We start from the raw sequence: 17,133 nt of genomic DNA on the forward strand, positions 1-17,133 counted from the left end.
TTTCGACTTTCGACCTAACTCAGTCAAGGTCAGTGTCTTACATTCAATCAGTGCCTTAGAGGCCAGCATCAAGCTGTTTAATCGTTTTAGGTGAAGTTCTGGGCAGTATTGGTGTAAAGAATGTTGTAGGATATTGGCTTCGCGCATCTTGTTGTCCAAGTGTAGTTTTTAGCGAAACCATTTGATCATGCAACAAGATGCGCTTCCACCCTAATTTGATGATTTATTTGTAAATCATCAGGGGATTCTTCAGTACTAAGCGGGCACGTGGTTCTGAAATATCTTGGAACTCATCCACCATAATGAAACGCCACGGGCTAATAAATTGCCCGCGTTGCAGATACGTCAGCGCTTTGCCAATCATGTCCTCAAAATCAATGTCGCCATTTATTGCTAAATGTTGCTCATAGCGCGTGATTATGGGCTCAAGCAGTTCGAATGCCTTGCGGGTCTGCCGAGCATCGGCGGCGCGAGCAAATACCCCCTCAAGTCCATGTTCATCAAGGCAAGCCGCTTTATACAGCCCTATCAGCTGACTAAACATTTTTGCCAATTCGGTCACGCGGCCAAGTTCATGTAGGGTTGCTAGTATGGCTTCATCGGGTAAGGGCGCATATTGTACTTTAAAGACCTGTAAAGCTTGCTCAAGCTTACTGATTAACAAACCTTTTTTATGTTGGTAATAAAATAGCTCAACACACTTAGTGCCATGCTGTTGATGTAGCTGGCGTTTCCATACCATCGATTCCAAGTATTTCTGGTTATCGATATAAGGAGCGGTATGCTGGTGTTCATCAATACCATAGTATTCAAGATAAATTTGGTATTCGGGTAGATAGAAATCGGGTTGATACTGACGAAAATCAATACTGCGCACATCATGCTCGTACTTAGCTTCATAGACATATTCGATGCCATTGCTAAATAGCCAGTTGGCAATGTAGAGCTCACCAAAGCTTTTGACTCGCTCACCTTTAAGACTGCGAATATCGTTATCATTCAAGTATTGAAAATACTCGCCTTCCATATCGAACTCGAATGGGCTTTTTTCAACATAATAGAAACGGCTGAAATATTCGAAAAGTTGTTTACGGTAAGCCTCATCTTCAATCAAAGTCTCAAGGGTATTGTGCACCCACAGCTCTTTGGCTTTGTCATCCTCCGCTAAAGGGGACAAACTCGGTTTTGCTCGCTCAACGTCGGCGATAATTTTTGAGCCTAAACTGTGGAAGGTGCTCGCCTTGATATCATCCGTACCGAGCCTGTTTTTAATCCGCTCATCCATCTCGTCAGCCGCTTTACGGCCATAGGCTAATAGCAATATTTCATCGGCTTTTGCTTGACCACTCTCAAGCAAATATCCTGCTCGACCAACCATCACACTGGTCTTTCCCGTGCCTGCGCCTGCCAATAACAAGTTATTGTTATCATCGATAATACAAGCTCGGCGCTGTTTTTCGGTTAAGGGGTTAGATTCTACATGCTCAAAATAGTCAGCAAATTTAATGAGCTGCGACAGAATATAATCTTCACGCAACTGCTTTATATCGGCGCGAGTCCAGCGGTGGATTTGCTTAAGCCTCGCTAACCCTGTGTGTAGATTTCTCGCTAATGGCAGGTTTTCACACCAAGGGAACCAGCGCTGGTATTCGCGCGCGACTCTGGCTTGTATCATTTCTAAACGTGATTCACGTAAATAAGTGTGTGTCAGTGTCTTATCCACTTTCGCCATTAACTCAGCAACGCGCGGCCCATTGGCATTTGCCCAATACTGTGCGATTTGATTGCTAAATTGATGCTGTGCAAAATAGCTGAGAAACGGCAGTTGATAGGCTTTGCCTAATACTGTGAAACCGAGTAGATAACCTAGTGGACTTAAGGTAAAAAATGGTGGGGAATCGAGCTGTTGCCAGGTAAAACATTCGTCAGCTTCTACTTTGTTAGCGCTGCGAGAGTGAGCAAAAAAGCCGCCTTTAGTGCGATTAATGCTAATACCACTCGTGGTGAGTTTTACCGCATCAGCTTTGCCAATAAAGAAACGGCCAAACCAACTGTGTTTGATATCTTGTTCAGAGTGATTCAATGACAATGTAAAACCTACGGCTAAAAAGTTTTAGAATTAACAGACTGATTTTTAAATGCATTATAACTTAAAACACGATGGCTCGTGTCAAGGTTGTGCTATGGGCTGTATGGATTATTTATTGATTTTGGTCTCTAGATGGAGCAAAACTTAGGTATTCGTTAACTAGGTCTTAGTTTGAAGTGAGATGAATGATAAACCAAGCATGATTTTGACTGTGTGTAACTATGTATTAGAAAGGCGTGTATCAGAAAGCAAAAAAGCCTGAATCTCTTCAGGCCTTTTCTTTTTTCAATACAACAGCTTAATCCTTGCGGATTAATTCATGCCGTATTTTTTCAATTTTTTACGCAGAGTACCACGGTTGATACCTAGCATGTTTGCTGCGCGGGTTTGGTTGCCACGAGTGTGTTGCATGATGATGTCAAGCAGAGGCGCTTCAACTTCGCTTAGCACCATTTCATAAACTTCTTGTGCTTCCTGACCGTCCAACTGTGCGAAGAAGTTAGTTACGGCACGCTTGACGGCGTCACGTAATAACTGGGGCTTGATAGTGCCGTTTGCTGTTTCGATTTTGCCAACGGTAAGCTGGTGAACTTCTGTGTTAGTTGTCTGATCAAACATTCTATTCTGCTCTTTATTAATTCTGTACTAATTCATCAAAATAACATTCCACGAGGGAATACTGTTCTGCAGCGGTTTCCAGCCGATTAAAGTCAGCCCTAAATTGGCGCTGAGCTTCTTGGTCTAGGTACCATCCCATATGTTTTCTGGCGAAGCGGATACCCTTGTATTCTCCATATAAGTCATACAGTTTGGTGAGGTGTTCCAGCATCACTTGACGCTGTTCGGCAACCTCAATGGGCGCTAGCTTATTACCCGTTTCCAAGTAGTGCTGGATTTCTCTGAAAATCCAAGGCCGTCCTTGAGCACCCCGTCCTATCATCAAGGCATCGGCACCGGTGTATTCCAGCACAAAGCGGGCTTTCTCCGGACTGTCGATGTCCCCATTGGCGACAACAGGAATCGAGACATTCTGTTTGATTGCTTTGATCGTGTCGTACTCGGCGTTGCCTCTGTACATACATTGTCTCGTGCGGCCGTGAACGGCGAGCGAGGCTATGCCACAATCCTCTGCAATCTGGGCGATTTGAACACCATTCTTGTGCTCTGGCTCCCAGCCGGTGCGAATCTTTAACGTGACAGGCACGTTCACTGCGGCGACCACGGCTTGTAAAATCTCTTTTACCAGCGTTGGATTTTGCATTAGCGCCGAGCCTGCCAGCTTTTTATTCACTTTTTTCGCCGGGCAACCCATGTTGATATCAATGATGTGAGCACCTTGTTCTACATTGAACAAGGCGGCTTGCGCCATTAAATCAGGATCAGCCCCTGCAATTTGCACTGAGCGGATGCCTTCCTCGCCAGAATGCGTCATGCGCTGGCGGCTTTTATCTGTATCCCAAACTTCAGGATTGGATGAAAGCATCTCGGAAACCGCTAAGGCTGCGCCATAACGAAGACAAAGATTGCGGAAGGCTTGATCGGTGACACCTGCCATTGGTGCCACGATCAGCTGATTGTTCAGTTGATAGGGTCCAATCTGCATTTTATGTTTCACCTTAGCTCTTCAAAGGGGCGCTATAGTAGCCCTTTTTGTTGGCCGTGAAAAGGTCAATAAATGACCTAGAGGTAATTTTTTTTCTTGACTTTTAATTGACGAGAAGTCAGAGGCCAAATTGTTGGAAGCCAGCGGTGGCGCATGTTGCGCCACCCTTTAGCGCTATTTACGCTTACCTGTCAAGCGACTCCAATCTTCTTTGTGAGCCGCTGCGTCCATATCGAACCATTGGCTATAAAAGTCAGAGATTTCTTGGGCTTGTTCTTTGAGGAGACCGGAAAGGGCAAGTTTGCCACCGGTTTTTACGCGTTCTGCGATCAAAGGCGCTAATTCTCGCAGAGGGCCTGCAAGAATGTTAGCGACCAGTACGTCGGCTTTGAGCTCGGCGGGTTGGTCTTCTGGTAAGTACAACGCCAGCTTGTCAGCGACATCATTGCGCTCGGCGTTGGCACGCGAGGCGTCGATGGCTTGATAGTCGATATCGATACCTGTGACTTTTTTCGCGCCCAGTTTCAGTGCTGCTACGGCTAAGATGCCTGAACCACAGCCAAAATCGATCACTTCTTCATCGCTTAAATCTAAGCTGTCTAGCCACTCTAAACACAGTGCTGTCGTGGGATGAGTGCCAGTACCGAAGGCAAGACCCGGATCTAAGATCACATTGACTGCGGTTGGATCAGGGATTTCGCGCCAGCTTGGGCAGATCCATAAGCGTGTGCCAAATTGGATGGGGTGGAAGTTATCCATCCATTCGCGTACCCAGTCTTTATCTTCAATTTGTTCTACTTTATGGCTGAAGTTCTCACCGAGGAAAGGCAAGGTTTTCAGCATGGCGATGGTCGGTGTCAGATCGGTTTCTGCATCGAATAAGGCCACTACCACGGTATCGCGCCACAGTGGAGTTTCGCCCAATTTAGGTTCAAAAATAGGGGTGTCTTTACCGTCTTCGAAGGTGATAGAGACTGAACCTTCTTCCATGAGCAAGTCGCTGATGGTTTCAGCGTCATCGCTATTGGTGTTTATACGGAGTTGGATCCAAGGCATGGGGGCATCCTGTGACTGAGTGTTCATAAACTAAGGGTTCAAAATATCGCGGTATTGTATACCCAAACTATCCCAAAATGCAGGATGTAGCGGGAATTTAAAGCGCTTTAGGTAAGGTCGTTTGGTTATCACTAGGCTTTAGGTTCGACGACTGGCTATCCTGGTATTACGCTTTTGTCTATACAGACAAGGCGTTAGCTGGCGGGTATGGATTGGTGTTAAAAAGCGAATTGTCAGTTTTATTATCTGATATAACGCTATGAAAAGTATTGGTTAATTGGTTTTACCTTTGTTTGGTTTTGATACGTTTTTTGTGATCATCTTCTAAGAGTTTAACTCCGTCAGGTGAGTTGGCTCACGCTTTAAATCTGTGACACTGAAGCCTGATTTGAGTTGCTGCTATGGTGTAGTTTGCCAAGAGGTGCCAACGATAAACGACATAGGTTAATTCAAGATGACAAGCATAACTCGAGTTCACAATAGGGTGAGTACACCGCTAGGTCATCCTTGGTCGGCTAAGGCTGATAGGCTGCAGAGTGCGACAGGGATTATGCTTGGCAGCTTTTTACTATTACACATGCATTTTGAATCGAGTATTTTGCTGGGTAAAGAGGCTTTTTATCGGGTCGTTCAGTTGCTTGAAGGTGGAATGTTTAGCAGCACAGGACATGGTTTTCCTATAGTCACTAAAGTGTTTTCAGTGTTTATGCTATTGGTGGTGATAGTACATGCCGCGGTGGCGCTACGGCGTTTTCCGGCGCAGCTAGGGCAATGGCGAGCCCTGCGTTCGCACATGGGGAATATCAAGCATAAGGATACCCATGCGTGGTTTTGGCAACTGATCACTGGCTTTATCTTATTTTTCCTCGTTCCTGTTCACCTCTTCACTATGATTTTGAATCCCGAAATTGGCCCGCATCTATCGGCTGAGCGGGTTTATCACGATAATGCTTGGTTGCTGTATGCGCTGTTACTTCCCGCTGTAGTGGTACACGCCATGATTGGTCTCTATCGCGTGGCGGTAAAGTGGGGCATAACCACTAAACGTTCAGGTCTACGAAAAGTCGCTAAGGTGTTGATTATATATCTGCTATGCCTTGGTACTGCGAGCCTTGTTTCATATCTATTTATCGGTAGCGAGCTCGATATTCCTGTGCAGCCCTTCGTACCTGAGTAGGCTTTAAGCCAGCAGCAGGATTTTGTTTCACTGCTATTATTAAGCATTAGGTTAATTATTCAGCACTCAATTGATCTGGCTCACGTTTTCGTGTGGATGTGTGAGCGATATTAGTTTGCGATAAGACTTAATGAGATTGGCTCGATAAGGTCAACGGCGTGAGGCGATAGGATGGCGATCAAATTAAATATTAAAAAATGGAGTGCTTGGCTGGATTTAAGCCAGAGTTTGTCTGGGGTAATACTCGCAGTCTTTTTGTGGACCCACTTAGTGTTAGTGTCATCGATTTTATTGGGTGCGGATGCCATGAGTTGGGTGGCTCGCACTATGGAGCTGAGTTTTCTGTCAGCTGACGGACACGGTTATCCTTGGGTAGTGACTTGTATTGCTATTGGTATTGCCATTTTGACGTTAGTGCACGTGTTAGTGGCATTGCAAAAATTACCCATGAGTCTGCGTCAGCAAAGGGCTCTACGCCAACAAATGCAAGTGATCAACCACAGCGATACTCGCTTGTGGCGTTGGCAAGCCATTACCGGTGTCGTGATTTTACTGCTGTTGCCTGTGCATTTGTGGCTTATTGGCTCGGCTCCCGAAACCATTGGCCCTCAGGGAAGCGCCGATCGTATTTGGAATCAAGGTGTCTGGATGGTTTATCTGCCTTTGCTGCTCACTGTGGAGTTACATGCAGCAATTGGCATTTACCGTGTGGCTTTGAAATGGGGGGCGGCGCGGGATCTCAACAACCGCAGTCGATTACGTAAGATCAAGACCATAGTGAGCGTGCTATTTGTCACTGTTGGTGTCGCCTCACTTCTGGCATTTTTACCCTACGCGAGTTAATTCCGCTTTTAATCAATGATTAAGTTAATCAGTGAATAGAATGTCGAACATAAAAAAACAGCACAAAACAATAGACCCCATTAAGGAGCAGGCGTGAAACTGATTTATACCGATTCATTGGTGGTAGGAGCTGGGCTCGCGGGCTTAAGGGTCGCTATCGCTTCGAAAGAGCGTGGGCTTGACACTTTAGTTCTGTCTCTCATTCCTGCAAAACGTTCCCACTCTGCTGCCGCTCAAGGGGGGATGCAGGCGAGTTTAGGCAATGCCGTTAAGGGGATGGGCGATGATGAGGATGTGCATTTTCAAGATACGGTAAAAGGTTCCGACTGGGGCTGCGATCAAGATGTCGCACGGATGTTTGCCCATTGTGCACCTAAGGCAGTACGTGAGCTGGCCAATTGGGGCGTGCCTTGGTCTCGGGTGACTGCTGGCCCGAGAGAAGTGATAGTCAATGCGCAAAAAGTCACGCTACATGAGGCCCAAGAAGCCCATGGTCTTATTAACGCCCGTGATTTTGGCGGGACTAAAAAATGGCGCACTTGTTATACCGCCGACGGTACAGGTCATTCGCTGTTATACGCTATGGATAACAAAGCGATTTCCATGGATATTCCCGTCCATGAACGTATCGAAGCCTTGGCACTTATTCACGATGGTAAGCGTTGCCATGGCGTGATTGCTCGTTGTTTGATTACGGGTGAACTTAGAGCCTATGTGGCTAAGTCCACTACGATAGCCACTGGTGGTTATGGCCGAATTTATGAAGTGTCGACCAATGCGATCATCTGCGAAGGTATTGGCCAAGCGTTGGCATTGGAAACGGGCGTGGCAAGGCTTGGCAATATGGAGGCGGTACAATTCCATCCCACTGCCATTGTTCCCGTGGGCATTTTAACAACGGAAGGGTGCCGTGGTGATGGCGGCTTATTGCGCGATAAAGACGGTTATCGCTTTATGCCTGATTATGAGCCCGATAAAAAGGAGTTGGCATCGCGGGATGTAGTATCGCGTCGCATGACCGAACATATACGTAAAGGTAAGGGCGTTGATAGCCCTTATGGCCCGCATTTGTGGCTAGATATTACCCTTTTAGGTCGCAAGCATATTGAAACGAATCTTAGGGAAGTGCAGGAAATTTGTGAGAATTTCCTTGGCATCGATCCCGCTAAGGATTGGATCCCTGTACGCCCAACTCAGCATTATTCTATGGGCGGTATTCGGACTAATGCCACAGGTGAAAGTCCGCAGCTTAAAGGCTTATTTAGCGTAGGTGAGGCGGCTTGTTGGGACATGCACGGCTTTAACCGTTTAGGCGGTAATTCGTTGGCCGAAACCGTGGTTGGCGGCATGATTATTGGTAAATATGTCGCCGATTTTTGTGAGAACAATAGCCTTGAGATCGACACTCAGCTTGCTGAACGGTTTATGCAGCAGGTGCAGAGTGAAATCGATGTGCTAGTCGAGGGTGATGGTCACGAGAGCGCCTTTGAGCTCAAGCGCGAAATGCAGCGCATCATGATGGATTATGTGGGGATTTTCCGTAATGGCCCCGAGCTTGAAAAAGCGGTTGCCGAGCTAAAAGTGTTGCTCGAGCGTTCGCGTAAACTCGGACTTAAGTGTAAAAAGCGTCACGCTAATCCTGAGTTAGTTGAAGCCCTGCGGGTCAAGCGTATGCTAAAAGTGGCGCTAACCGTAGCCTGCGGCGCAGCGGCGCGAACAGAGAGTCGTGGTGCCCATGCTCGCGAGGATTATCCGCAGCGAAATGATCGAGACTGGCTGAATCGCACCTTGGCCAGCTGGCCGGTTCCCGATGCACTCGAACCTGAGCTTAACTACGAAGCACTCGATGTGATGAAGATGGAACTCCCGCCGGGTTATCGTGGTTATGGCATCAACAACGCCATAGTGCATCCCAATACCGAAAAGCGTGAACAGCAAATTGCCGAGATTTTAGCTGAGCTAGGTGATGATGCTGACCGTTATCAAAGGCAGCGGGCTCTTATGCCCTTTGAATTACCCGAGAGCTTACAACCCAATAATGAACGTTTAAGTGATACTTTAAAAAGTCCATCTGCCAATGCATTAGGAGAAAAATCATAATGAGCCAAGGTCGTCAGTTAACCTTTAATATCTTTCGTTATGATCCGCAGGAGCCAAACGATAAGCCGAAAATGGTGCGTTATCAGCTTACCGAAACGCCGGGGATGACGGTATTTATCGCCCTTAATAAACTCAGGGAAGAACAAGACACTTCATTGCAGTTCGACTTTGTCTGTCGTGCTGGCATCTGTGGTAGCTGCGCTATGGTGATCAACGGTTTCCCGACGCTAGCTTGCCGCACCTTAACGGCCAAATACCCTAAGGGCGAAATCACCTTAATGCCGCTGCCAGGTTTTGAGTTGATTGGTGATCTCTCGGTTAATACTGGTAAGTTTATGCGGGAACTGGCCGAACGCTTAAAGCTGTGGTTATACCCTAAGGCCAATGATATAAGCGTGCATCGGCTTGAAGATCCTATGGATCCAGATGAAGCTGCGCGTTTGTATGAGCTAGAGCGCTGCGTTGAATGTGGCGTGTGTGTTTCTGCCTGTGCGACTAAACAAATGCGTGAAACTTTTGTCGGCGCTGTGGGCATGATGAAAATAGCCCGTTTCGAGATGGATAGCCGTGATGCGCGCACTGCGGAGGATTTTTACCATGTGATTGGCAATCAGGATGGCGTGTTTGGCTGCATGACTTTACTCGGCTGCCAAGACAACTGTCCTAAGGATTTGCCCCACATGCAGCAAATTGCGTATTTACGCCGCAAGATGGCCATGACTTTGATTTGATTCGTGATAAATGATGAAAAGCGCCAACGTGTTTGGCGCTTTTTTGTTGATTAGCAGGCGTAGCTTTTGTGAATGTCAGCTCGATTGATTATGTCTGCGGTTTGAGCGACGAATGCTTGAAAGTGCGTACTCGCCATATGTTCATCCAGTGCGGCTTGGGATTGCCAAATTTCGTACATCCAGAAGATATTTTCATCATCTAATGAGTGATGCAGTTTGTATTCGATGCAGCCAGCCTCGGTATGAGTGTCTGTCACGAGTTGCTTGAGTATCTTAAATAGCGTATCGCTTTGGCCTTGATTCGCTATGATTTGAGCAAATACTGTTATTTTCATTGGTTAAAACCTTCTAAAACAATTTTACCGATCGCTTTGCCAGACTCTATCTGAGCGTGAGCTTTGATTAAGTTTTGGGCATTAATGGTGCCGTAGTGCTCACCGAACGTACTCTGTAACTCGCCTGTATCGATAAGAGCGCTTAAGCGGTTGAGTAAGTGATGTTGCGCAATCATATCCTCGGTCTGATATAGGCTGCGGGTAAACATCAGTTCCCAGTGTAAGGATAAGCTTTTACGCTTAAGTTTCATCACATCTAATGGTCCCTTAGGATCATCGATTAATGCTAGTTTTCCTTGTGGCTTAAGCACTTGTACTATTTCATCAAAATGCTGATCGGTTTGGGTTAAGCTAATCACATGGGTCACATCAGTAATGCCAATATTGGCAAGTTCCTGTGAAAGTGGCTTGGTGTGGTCGATAACTGCATCGGCACCAAGTTTGTGCACCCAAGCGGCGGATTTAGGACGAGATGCAGTGCCTATGACTTCTGCACCAGTGAGTTTTACTGCAAGCTGAGTGATGATTGAACCCACACCGCCGGCCGCACCGATAATTAAAATACGGGCGTCAGTTGCCGAACCATCTTGGGGTAAAGCTAAACGGTCGAATAAAATCTCCCATGCCGTAATCCCCGTTAAAGGTAATGCCGCGGCTTGGGTATAGGTTAAACTTTTAGGTTTATGGCCGACAATTCGCTCATCAACCAATTGATATTCTGCATAACTTCCACTGCGACTGATATCGCCTGCATACCACACTTCATCGCCAACGTTGAAAAGACTGGCTTTCTCACCAACTGCTTTGACGACACCGACCGCATCCCAGCCGATAATTTTGTATTCGCCTGCAGACGCTGAGCTAGATGCACGGATTTTTGTATCAACCGGATTGACAGAAATGGCTTTGATTTCCACTAAGAGGTCAAAACCTGTCGCAGTTGGCTCGGCTAGCGTGATGTTTTCTAATGCATTGGGCGCTGTGATTGCACCTGCTGTCTGGTAACCAATGGCTTTCATGTTTATTCCTCTGGGTGTACTTGCTGGAGTCTACTTGTTTGAGTGTACTTGTATCGTGTAGCCATTGTGTGGAATATTAGCCAAGAGATAAACAGGATAAAGTTTGTAATTTTTTCAAAGGATTTTTGATAATCATGCTAATTAATGATTTAGCTTTGTTCGTGCGAGTCGCTGATTGCGGCAATATATCTGCCGCAGCAGCCGAGATGGATATCTCGGCTGCTTCTGCCAGTGCAGCAATAAAACGGCTTGAGAAACAGCTCGATACGAGTTTATTTATCCGCACGACACGCAGCTTACGTTTGACTGTGCAAGGTGAACGTTATCTTATTCATTGCCGACGTGCGCTAAGCGATTTAGCGCTTGGCGAACAGGCTATCGCCAGTGATAAAGGTAAAATATCCGGCACCTTAAGCCTGTCGGTTTCTTCAGACTTTGGCCGTAATCTGTTTGTGCCTTGGCTCGACGAGTTTTTGCTCGATTTTCCTCAACTGCAAGTGCGCTTGCACCTTGGAGACAATATCAGCAGCTTTTATCACGATAAAATTGATGTCGCCGTGCGCTATGGAAAACCGCAGGATTCTAACCAAGTGGCTTTTCCTATCTGCAGTGTTGATCGTGTCTTGTGCGCCTCACCTGAATATCTCGCCAAGTTTGGTGTGCTTAATTCATTAGAACAATTAGTTGAGCATAATTGCTTGTTTTATAAGTTAGATGATCGCACCCACGATCAATGGCTATTTAGGCGTGATGGTCAAGAATTCAAAGTGCGAGTCACTGGCAATCGTAGTGCTAATGATGCCGAGATTGCCCGCCGTTGGGCTGTGGCTGGCAAAGGGTTGGTATTTAAGTCGAGTCTAGATCTGGCCGATGACTTAATCTCAGGGCGATTAGTACGTTTGTTGCCTGAGTATCAGGGGGAACCCGTCGATTTATACTTAGTGTGCCCAGGACGTGAGCATGTCACTCCCGTGGTGTTACTGCTTCGCGAAATGTTACGTCAACGTTGTAAAGAGTTGCAAATGCAGTTGGCGGCTCGTCATATTCTCCCACAACACCCTTAAGCAATTGCATTATGGTGGTACATGTAAATAAGCGCACTGCATGTTGTTATTTATTTGTAAATAAAGTTTTCTAAATTGTTTTGTTGGGTGGGCTTAGTTATTTCTCATTGTGTTTTTTATGTTTAATTTTTCTGGATTTTTCTGGATTTTTCTGATCTAACTCATATTTATTTTAATTTAATATGAGTTAGCTCTTGTGTGAGTTGTAAATATTTTTTGTTCGTGCGTATGATGCAACAGATGTATCTTTTTGTATCTTTGGCTGTGATGTCGCAGTGGAGATTATTTATAGCATGACGTATTGACGAGCAATGTTAACTAAATTAGCTACAAAAAAATATCCAAAAAGACCAAAGCGTTTTCTTTTCGCTGTGGGTGAGTGGCTGATATTTGGAATATTATGGGTGAGTTTACCTGTGAATATTGCCGCGTTGTCTAATTCTTGTGTTATTAAAAATAATTATTTATCAATGGCTTCAGTGTCGTGGTTTCACTGTGAACCTGTTAGCCATCAGTCAATAGTAATAGTTGGTGAATATAGCGCTCCCCTTTGGGCTGGGTTTGCCCAAACGGATTTTGAAAGCATATTTTGGGGAGCGTCTTTTTTCGTTTTTTTGGGTTTTATTTATTTCGTCTTAACCATATTTATACGTAGTTATATTACTAATATAGAAAACTATTATTCAGTTTTACTTAATTGGATTAAATCAATTCAAGCAAGTACATCCTAGCGTTAAATAGAGCGCATGCTCACTATCAAGATTTTTCATTAAAAATATAAATCAAGGTTTTATTATGCAACCAACGAGTAATCAATATTATTCGTCGATTTCTCGTCGACGAAATAAATGGTCTGTGCTTTTCTGCGTGCAGGTGATGCTGGCCAGTTTCTCCTTTGTCGGCCAAGCATTGGCCGTCAATGAATTTGAGCTAGCAACGGATGCACAAGCAGCAAAATGGTCTGGCTACGTTAATGTGGGTTTTACGCGAAACATTTATGACTCGGAAAGTTATTACGCCTATCAAGCCTACAACATCGATAGCCGTATCGATTACAAGGCAAATTGGGGCAATGTGTTGTTTACCCTTGGGGGTGAAAAGCAAACACTACATGGCAAAGAGTCCAGTTTTTATGATCCTTTGCTGGAGTACCGCACGCCACTATATGCCTTAACCGATACCGTCTCATTGAAAGGCAGTTTAGGTGTGTATTTACCCGCAGAACGTGAATCAAAACTAGATAGGTTGCAATATGCGCCGCGCATTGCCGCGTACTTATTTTGGAGCCCGCTAGATAACCTAAGTTTTTATTTTTCACCGCGCTATCGCTACAACGCTTACCAATACAAAACCGCTGGTGAGCGCGTGTTAGTTGAACAGCAACTCGATGGATTACTCGATGCTTATTGGCAAATAACGGCCAATTGGTATTTGGATATGAGTGGTCGTTATCGGATTTCCAAAAACTATTACGGTCGTCGACTCGATGATCAATTTACCTTTGCCCAAGAACTCGGTTGGTCGTTTAAGCCTGATTGGGTGTTGGCTGTAGGTCACAACAATAGTGGTCGTTTCTATAACCCAGAAGTGGGGACATCTCAGGGATTTGAGATTTATGACAAAAAGAGTTCAACCTTTTATTTGTCAATTACTAAATATCTATAAAAACAGTAGTTAAGAGGAATCTATGAAGAAGTCCATGCTATGTCTGGCGATCACCAGCGCACTGACCCTTGTGGGGTGTGGTGCCGGCGATGAGCCTTATAAAGAACTCCCGAAAGATGAAAAGCAAGTCACCACTGCCGACATCGATAAAGCAACTGAGCGGCAATATCTCTACATTCGCAGCGTGGGTAAGGCTCCGCGTTATGCTGCCGAGGTGCGAGGTTTTACCCAAGGTGATCCTAAGTTGGTGACCTTGCATAAAACTGAGAATGGTATCCAAGTACGTCAAATTGACCGAGATAATATCGGACTAGGCCATGACAGTCGTTATCCTAATGAGTATAACCAAGCGCCAGTGTTAACCATTCCTGGCGAATATATCGACTTTAAATGTACCGAAGATAAATGGCGTGAGTGCGTTAACGTTGAGCAAGTGAATACAGATGCTAATTTAACATGGCAGGATAAGCGCTACTTTGTCCCCGATTTTGCCAAAGCCAAAATTGCCGAGTTGAGCATTAATGACATTTTCACCTTTGGTGAATGTGTTACTGAAACAGAAGCCCCACGACTAGTAAATACTCAAGGCCAAAAAGGCTATGAGATGGATTTAGCTAAGGGCGTGGTTAACTTTGAAATTGAGCATACCTATCAAGCTTCACCAAGTTGCTTTAACCAATTTTACGGTGGCAACCTCGACAACCTATCCTTTACGACCACTGAGTTTATTTCTATTGTGGCGGTGGATCAGTTAGCCAGTAAAGACTATCAAGCGATTCCCTATGCCGAAAATGAAAAGGGTGCATTTGGCTTCTTTACCTCCTCCCATACCTATCGTGATGCGACTGACTCAGAGGGCGTTGACGGGTATGTGCGTACCTACTTGAATCGCTTTAATCCGGCCAAATCAGAACTTACTTATTACCTGAGTAATAATTTCTACGATGCGAAAAATAAACCCTTTTTGGATGCTGCCATTGAGTCTGTTACGGCAATTAACATTCAAAACAAGCTGTATAAAACCGGTTTTCCACAGATAAAACTTGAGCAAGCCAATGATAAACGCCATGGCGACCTACGTTATAGCAACATTACCTTATTCGATGAGCCACTGGATAATGGCTTGGCGGGTTATGGTCCATCAGCGGCAAACCCACTAACAGGTGAAATTGTTAGTGCGCGAGTCAATCAATACAGCTCGAATCTAAAACAAGGCGCAGTACGTTACTATCGCCAAGTGCGTTTAGATTATAACAGAGGCAAATTGGACGCGAATTCAGTGACGTCGTTAACGGGTGAGCCATATGTCGCTCGTTTGGACAAGCCTGATGTCAGCCTAGACACCGCGCCAGTTGAGGCGGCTGCATTTGAGCAACCCACTCAGCAACTTATCGCTGCACCCAAATCGATGTTATTAACGCCCAAGGATAATAGTTTCGATGCCTTAGCGGATTTTGATAACAAAACACAAGCGTTTTGGTCTGAAAACTCAATGATGCATGTGGATACCGTGTTTGCTACGGGTGGTAGTGATCGTGAATTACCTCGCGGCATCAAAGGTCATGAAATTGACTGGAAAAAAGCTGAAATGTGGGTTGATGGCAAAGTGGGCGGTAAGTTAGCGGCATTTGAAGATCTGCCCATAAGTTTACAAGACTCCTTAACGACAGCCCTAGCCGCACAAGCATTTGCTGGCACCTTAACCCATGAGTTAGGACATACCTTTGGCTTAAGGCATAACTTTGCTGGGAGTCGCGACCACGACAATACCTTTAACCAAGCACAACTGACGGAGTTAAAAGCCGCCTTTAGCGATGCAGGTTACCCAGACATTACTGTTAATGCCGAGTTTTCGAGCCAAATGGATTACAACGTGAATCGGTTTGCAACCACGTTTGAACCCTATGACTTAGCTGCGTTACGTTTTGGCTATGCCCGTGAAGTAGAAACGAAGGCCAACGAATTTGTATCGCTCAAAGCGGAAGATGTCAAACGCCGTGACGAACTCGTCAAAGGGGTTGTTAATGGAGATACTCGATTTGGTGTGCTCTATAACATTGAGCAAAACAATAGCCTACGTCAGTATTCTTACTGCACTGATGAACATGTGTCCCTTAACAGTAACTGTAATCGTGGTGATGCAGGTAAAAACTTAGATGATATTAATCAGTTCTATATCGAGAAGTATTTTGATAGCTACGAGACCATGAACCTACGCCATAATCGTCAATCTTTGTTTGAGGATCATAGCCTAAGTTACGCCATTAATCGTAAAGCTCAGTTTGATGAAATACGTCAATTCATTGAAGATGTGAGCTTTTTAGAGCAATTATTTGGTCTGTCTGAAAACTTTTTCGCCGGTGAGTGTGAACGATTGGCGGCGGCAGGTAGCGAGGCTTGGTATTGCGCGAATCAGCGGGCGATGAATCAGTCGGCAGATTTCTTCCTTAAGCTGGTGGGAGAAAATGATGCGACCCTCGATGTGACATACAAGCAAGCCGATGGCAGCGTGGCCTTAAGACAACAGTACAATTTTGGCAAAGTGCTTGAACAATATCGTTTTAAAAGCGGCGATATGAAGGCGAAGTTTGAGCCAGGTGAGGTGATAAGTCAGTTCTCTGATTCTCCTGAAGCCTTGAAAGAGCTGATCATTAAATCGCAAATTAATCCTAAATTTCAGGATTTATTAACGGCGGATGTCAGCTTTTCGGGTCGCTTACTCAACGGTATTAAAACGCCTGCGTCCTCACCTAACCATCCCTATGTGAATGAGCGCGACGTCTTGGGGGTGTGGCCAGATAAATTGTTAGCCGTGAGAGCCTTAGTATCACGTACCACCCCACGTAGTACATCGAGTCTTGGTTATAAAGCATTGGTTGATTTACCTAATGTGGGTCCGGTGTTCAAAGATATGTTGTGTAAGATGACCATGGGCGAAGGCCCAGGGCTGACTCGTGGTAATGCACCCCTCTTTACCGAAAGCTGTGGCGTGAGTGGTAAGCTCGATAGCTATTTGCCTTATTACACTGATTTTGCGCAACAAAGTATTGAGCCATTACCTAATTATGACCGTTCGGTATCACGTTACTTCCAATTCGATACTGTTAACGGGCAGCCAAAAGGTAAGAGTAATTTACTGCAGATGATATTACGCCAAGTGGTGCTTGCATCCGTTGACAGTGATTATCAAGGCGAGCAAAAAGCTAGGGCCAGAATTCAGATAATAACTGCGACACTCTAATCGAGGTGTAGAAGAAGCCAACTGCTGAAAAGTGGTACGCTTTATCTCGCCAAAGTAAAAGAGTATCACCATGAATTATCAACAATTGACCGAAGCAAGACGATACCAGATTTCCGTACTGTTAGAACAGGGCTTTTCGATAGCACACATAGCTAAATGCATTGATTGTCATCGCTCTAGTGTCTATAGGGAAGTTAAACGATGCCAAGG

The 17,133-nt window shown here is 45.3% G+C and carries 14 protein-coding genes and 2 pseudogenes; 9 read left to right on the forward strand and 7 right to left on the reverse strand.

Annotated elements, in window-relative coordinates; genetic code table 11:
- The 5 genes and pseudogenes from L5M10_RS21140 to prmA all read right to left on the reverse strand — a co-directional run.
- Positions 1–147, reverse strand: a pseudogene (locus L5M10_RS21140) (IS4 family transposase); the annotation flags it as partial.
- 106 nt (positions 148–253) lie between these two features.
- Positions 254–2,089: pseudogene (locus tag L5M10_RS21145) on the reverse strand (UvrD-helicase domain-containing protein); the annotation flags it as partial.
- A gap of 312 nt (positions 2,090–2,401) precedes the next feature.
- On the reverse strand, positions 2,402–2,707 hold the full coding sequence (fis, locus tag L5M10_RS21150; protein WP_006083371.1) for a DNA-binding transcriptional regulator Fis: 306 nt from the start codon (positions 2,705–2,707) through the stop codon (positions 2,402–2,404).
- A gap of 16 nt (positions 2,708–2,723) precedes the next feature.
- Positions 2,724–3,692, reverse strand: coding sequence for a tRNA dihydrouridine synthase DusB (dusB, locus tag L5M10_RS21155; RefSeq protein WP_173497867.1), 969 nt, complete (start codon positions 3,690–3,692; stop codon positions 2,724–2,726).
- Positions 3,693–3,866: 174 nt separating this feature from the next.
- Positions 3,867–4,748, reverse strand: a complete 882-nt coding sequence (gene prmA, locus L5M10_RS21160; RefSeq protein ID WP_263201733.1) for a 50S ribosomal protein L11 methyltransferase — start codon at positions 4,746–4,748, stop codon at positions 3,867–3,869.
- 454 nt (positions 4,749–5,202) lie between these two features.
- Here prmA and L5M10_RS21165 point away from each other — a divergent pair, with 454 nt between their 5' ends.
- The 4 genes from L5M10_RS21165 to L5M10_RS21180 all read left to right on the forward strand — a co-directional run bounded on the left by L5M10_RS21165 (position 5,203) and on the right by L5M10_RS21180 (position 9,599).
- A complete protein-coding gene (locus tag L5M10_RS21165) occupies positions 5,203–5,925 on the forward strand; it encodes a fumarate reductase cytochrome b subunit (RefSeq protein ID WP_131523403.1) in 723 nt (240 codons plus the stop codon).
- A 171-nt stretch (positions 5,926–6,096) separates the two neighbouring features.
- Positions 6,097–6,768, forward strand: coding sequence for a fumarate reductase cytochrome b subunit (locus L5M10_RS21170; RefSeq protein WP_263198005.1), 672 nt, complete (start codon positions 6,097–6,099; stop codon positions 6,766–6,768).
- A 93-nt stretch (positions 6,769–6,861) separates the two neighbouring features.
- On the forward strand, positions 6,862–8,868 hold the full coding sequence (locus L5M10_RS21175) for a fumarate reductase flavoprotein subunit (protein WP_263208972.1): 2,007 nt from the start codon (positions 6,862–6,864) through the stop codon (positions 8,866–8,868).
- Positions 8,868–9,599, forward strand: coding sequence for a fumarate reductase iron-sulfur subunit (locus L5M10_RS21180; protein ID WP_263148196.1), 732 nt, complete (start codon positions 8,868–8,870; stop codon positions 9,597–9,599). The genes L5M10_RS21175 and L5M10_RS21180 overlap by 1 nt, the downstream gene beginning before the upstream one ends.
- Before the next feature lie 50 nt (positions 9,600–9,649).
- Here the strand turns inward: L5M10_RS21180 and L5M10_RS21185 are convergent, their stop codons facing one another.
- Positions 9,650–9,934 (reverse strand): putative quinol monooxygenase, encoded by a 285-nt coding sequence (locus L5M10_RS21185; protein ID WP_168825853.1) that lies wholly within the window; start codon positions 9,932–9,934, stop codon positions 9,650–9,652.
- Positions 9,931–10,953, reverse strand: coding sequence for a zinc-binding alcohol dehydrogenase family protein (locus L5M10_RS21190; RefSeq protein WP_263255851.1), 1,023 nt, complete (start codon positions 10,951–10,953; stop codon positions 9,931–9,933). The genes L5M10_RS21185 and L5M10_RS21190 overlap by 4 nt, the downstream gene beginning before the upstream one ends.
- A 134-nt stretch (positions 10,954–11,087) precedes the next feature.
- Here L5M10_RS21190 and L5M10_RS21195 point away from each other — a divergent pair, with 134 nt between their 5' ends.
- The 5 genes from L5M10_RS21195 to L5M10_RS21215 form a co-directional block, all read left to right on the forward strand.
- The gene (locus L5M10_RS21195) at positions 11,088–12,017 is read left to right on the forward strand and encodes a LysR family transcriptional regulator (protein ID WP_263255852.1); all 930 of its coding nucleotides are present in this window, start codon (positions 11,088–11,090) and stop codon (positions 12,015–12,017) included.
- Between the two features lie 311 nt (positions 12,018–12,328).
- Positions 12,329–12,748 (forward strand): hypothetical protein, encoded by a 420-nt coding sequence (locus L5M10_RS21200; RefSeq protein ID WP_263255853.1) that lies wholly within the window; start codon positions 12,329–12,331, stop codon positions 12,746–12,748.
- A 64-nt stretch (positions 12,749–12,812) separates the two neighbouring features.
- Positions 12,813–13,682 (forward strand): hypothetical protein, encoded by an 870-nt coding sequence (locus L5M10_RS21205; protein WP_263255854.1) that lies wholly within the window; start codon positions 12,813–12,815, stop codon positions 13,680–13,682.
- Positions 13,683–13,704: 22 nt separating this feature from the next.
- The gene (locus L5M10_RS21210; protein WP_263255855.1) at positions 13,705–16,923 is read left to right on the forward strand and encodes a zinc-dependent metalloprotease; all 3,219 of its coding nucleotides are present in this window, start codon (positions 13,705–13,707) and stop codon (positions 16,921–16,923) included.
- A 70-nt stretch (positions 16,924–16,993) separates the two neighbouring features.
- A partial coding sequence (locus L5M10_RS21215) for a helix-turn-helix domain-containing protein (protein ID WP_263255759.1) occupies positions 16,994–17,133 on the forward strand: 140 nt, incomplete at its 3' end.

The organism is Shewanella sp. SM32 (assembly GCF_025654235.1).
Classification (GTDB): domain Bacteria; phylum Pseudomonadota; class Gammaproteobacteria; order Enterobacterales; family Shewanellaceae; genus Shewanella; species Shewanella oncorhynchi.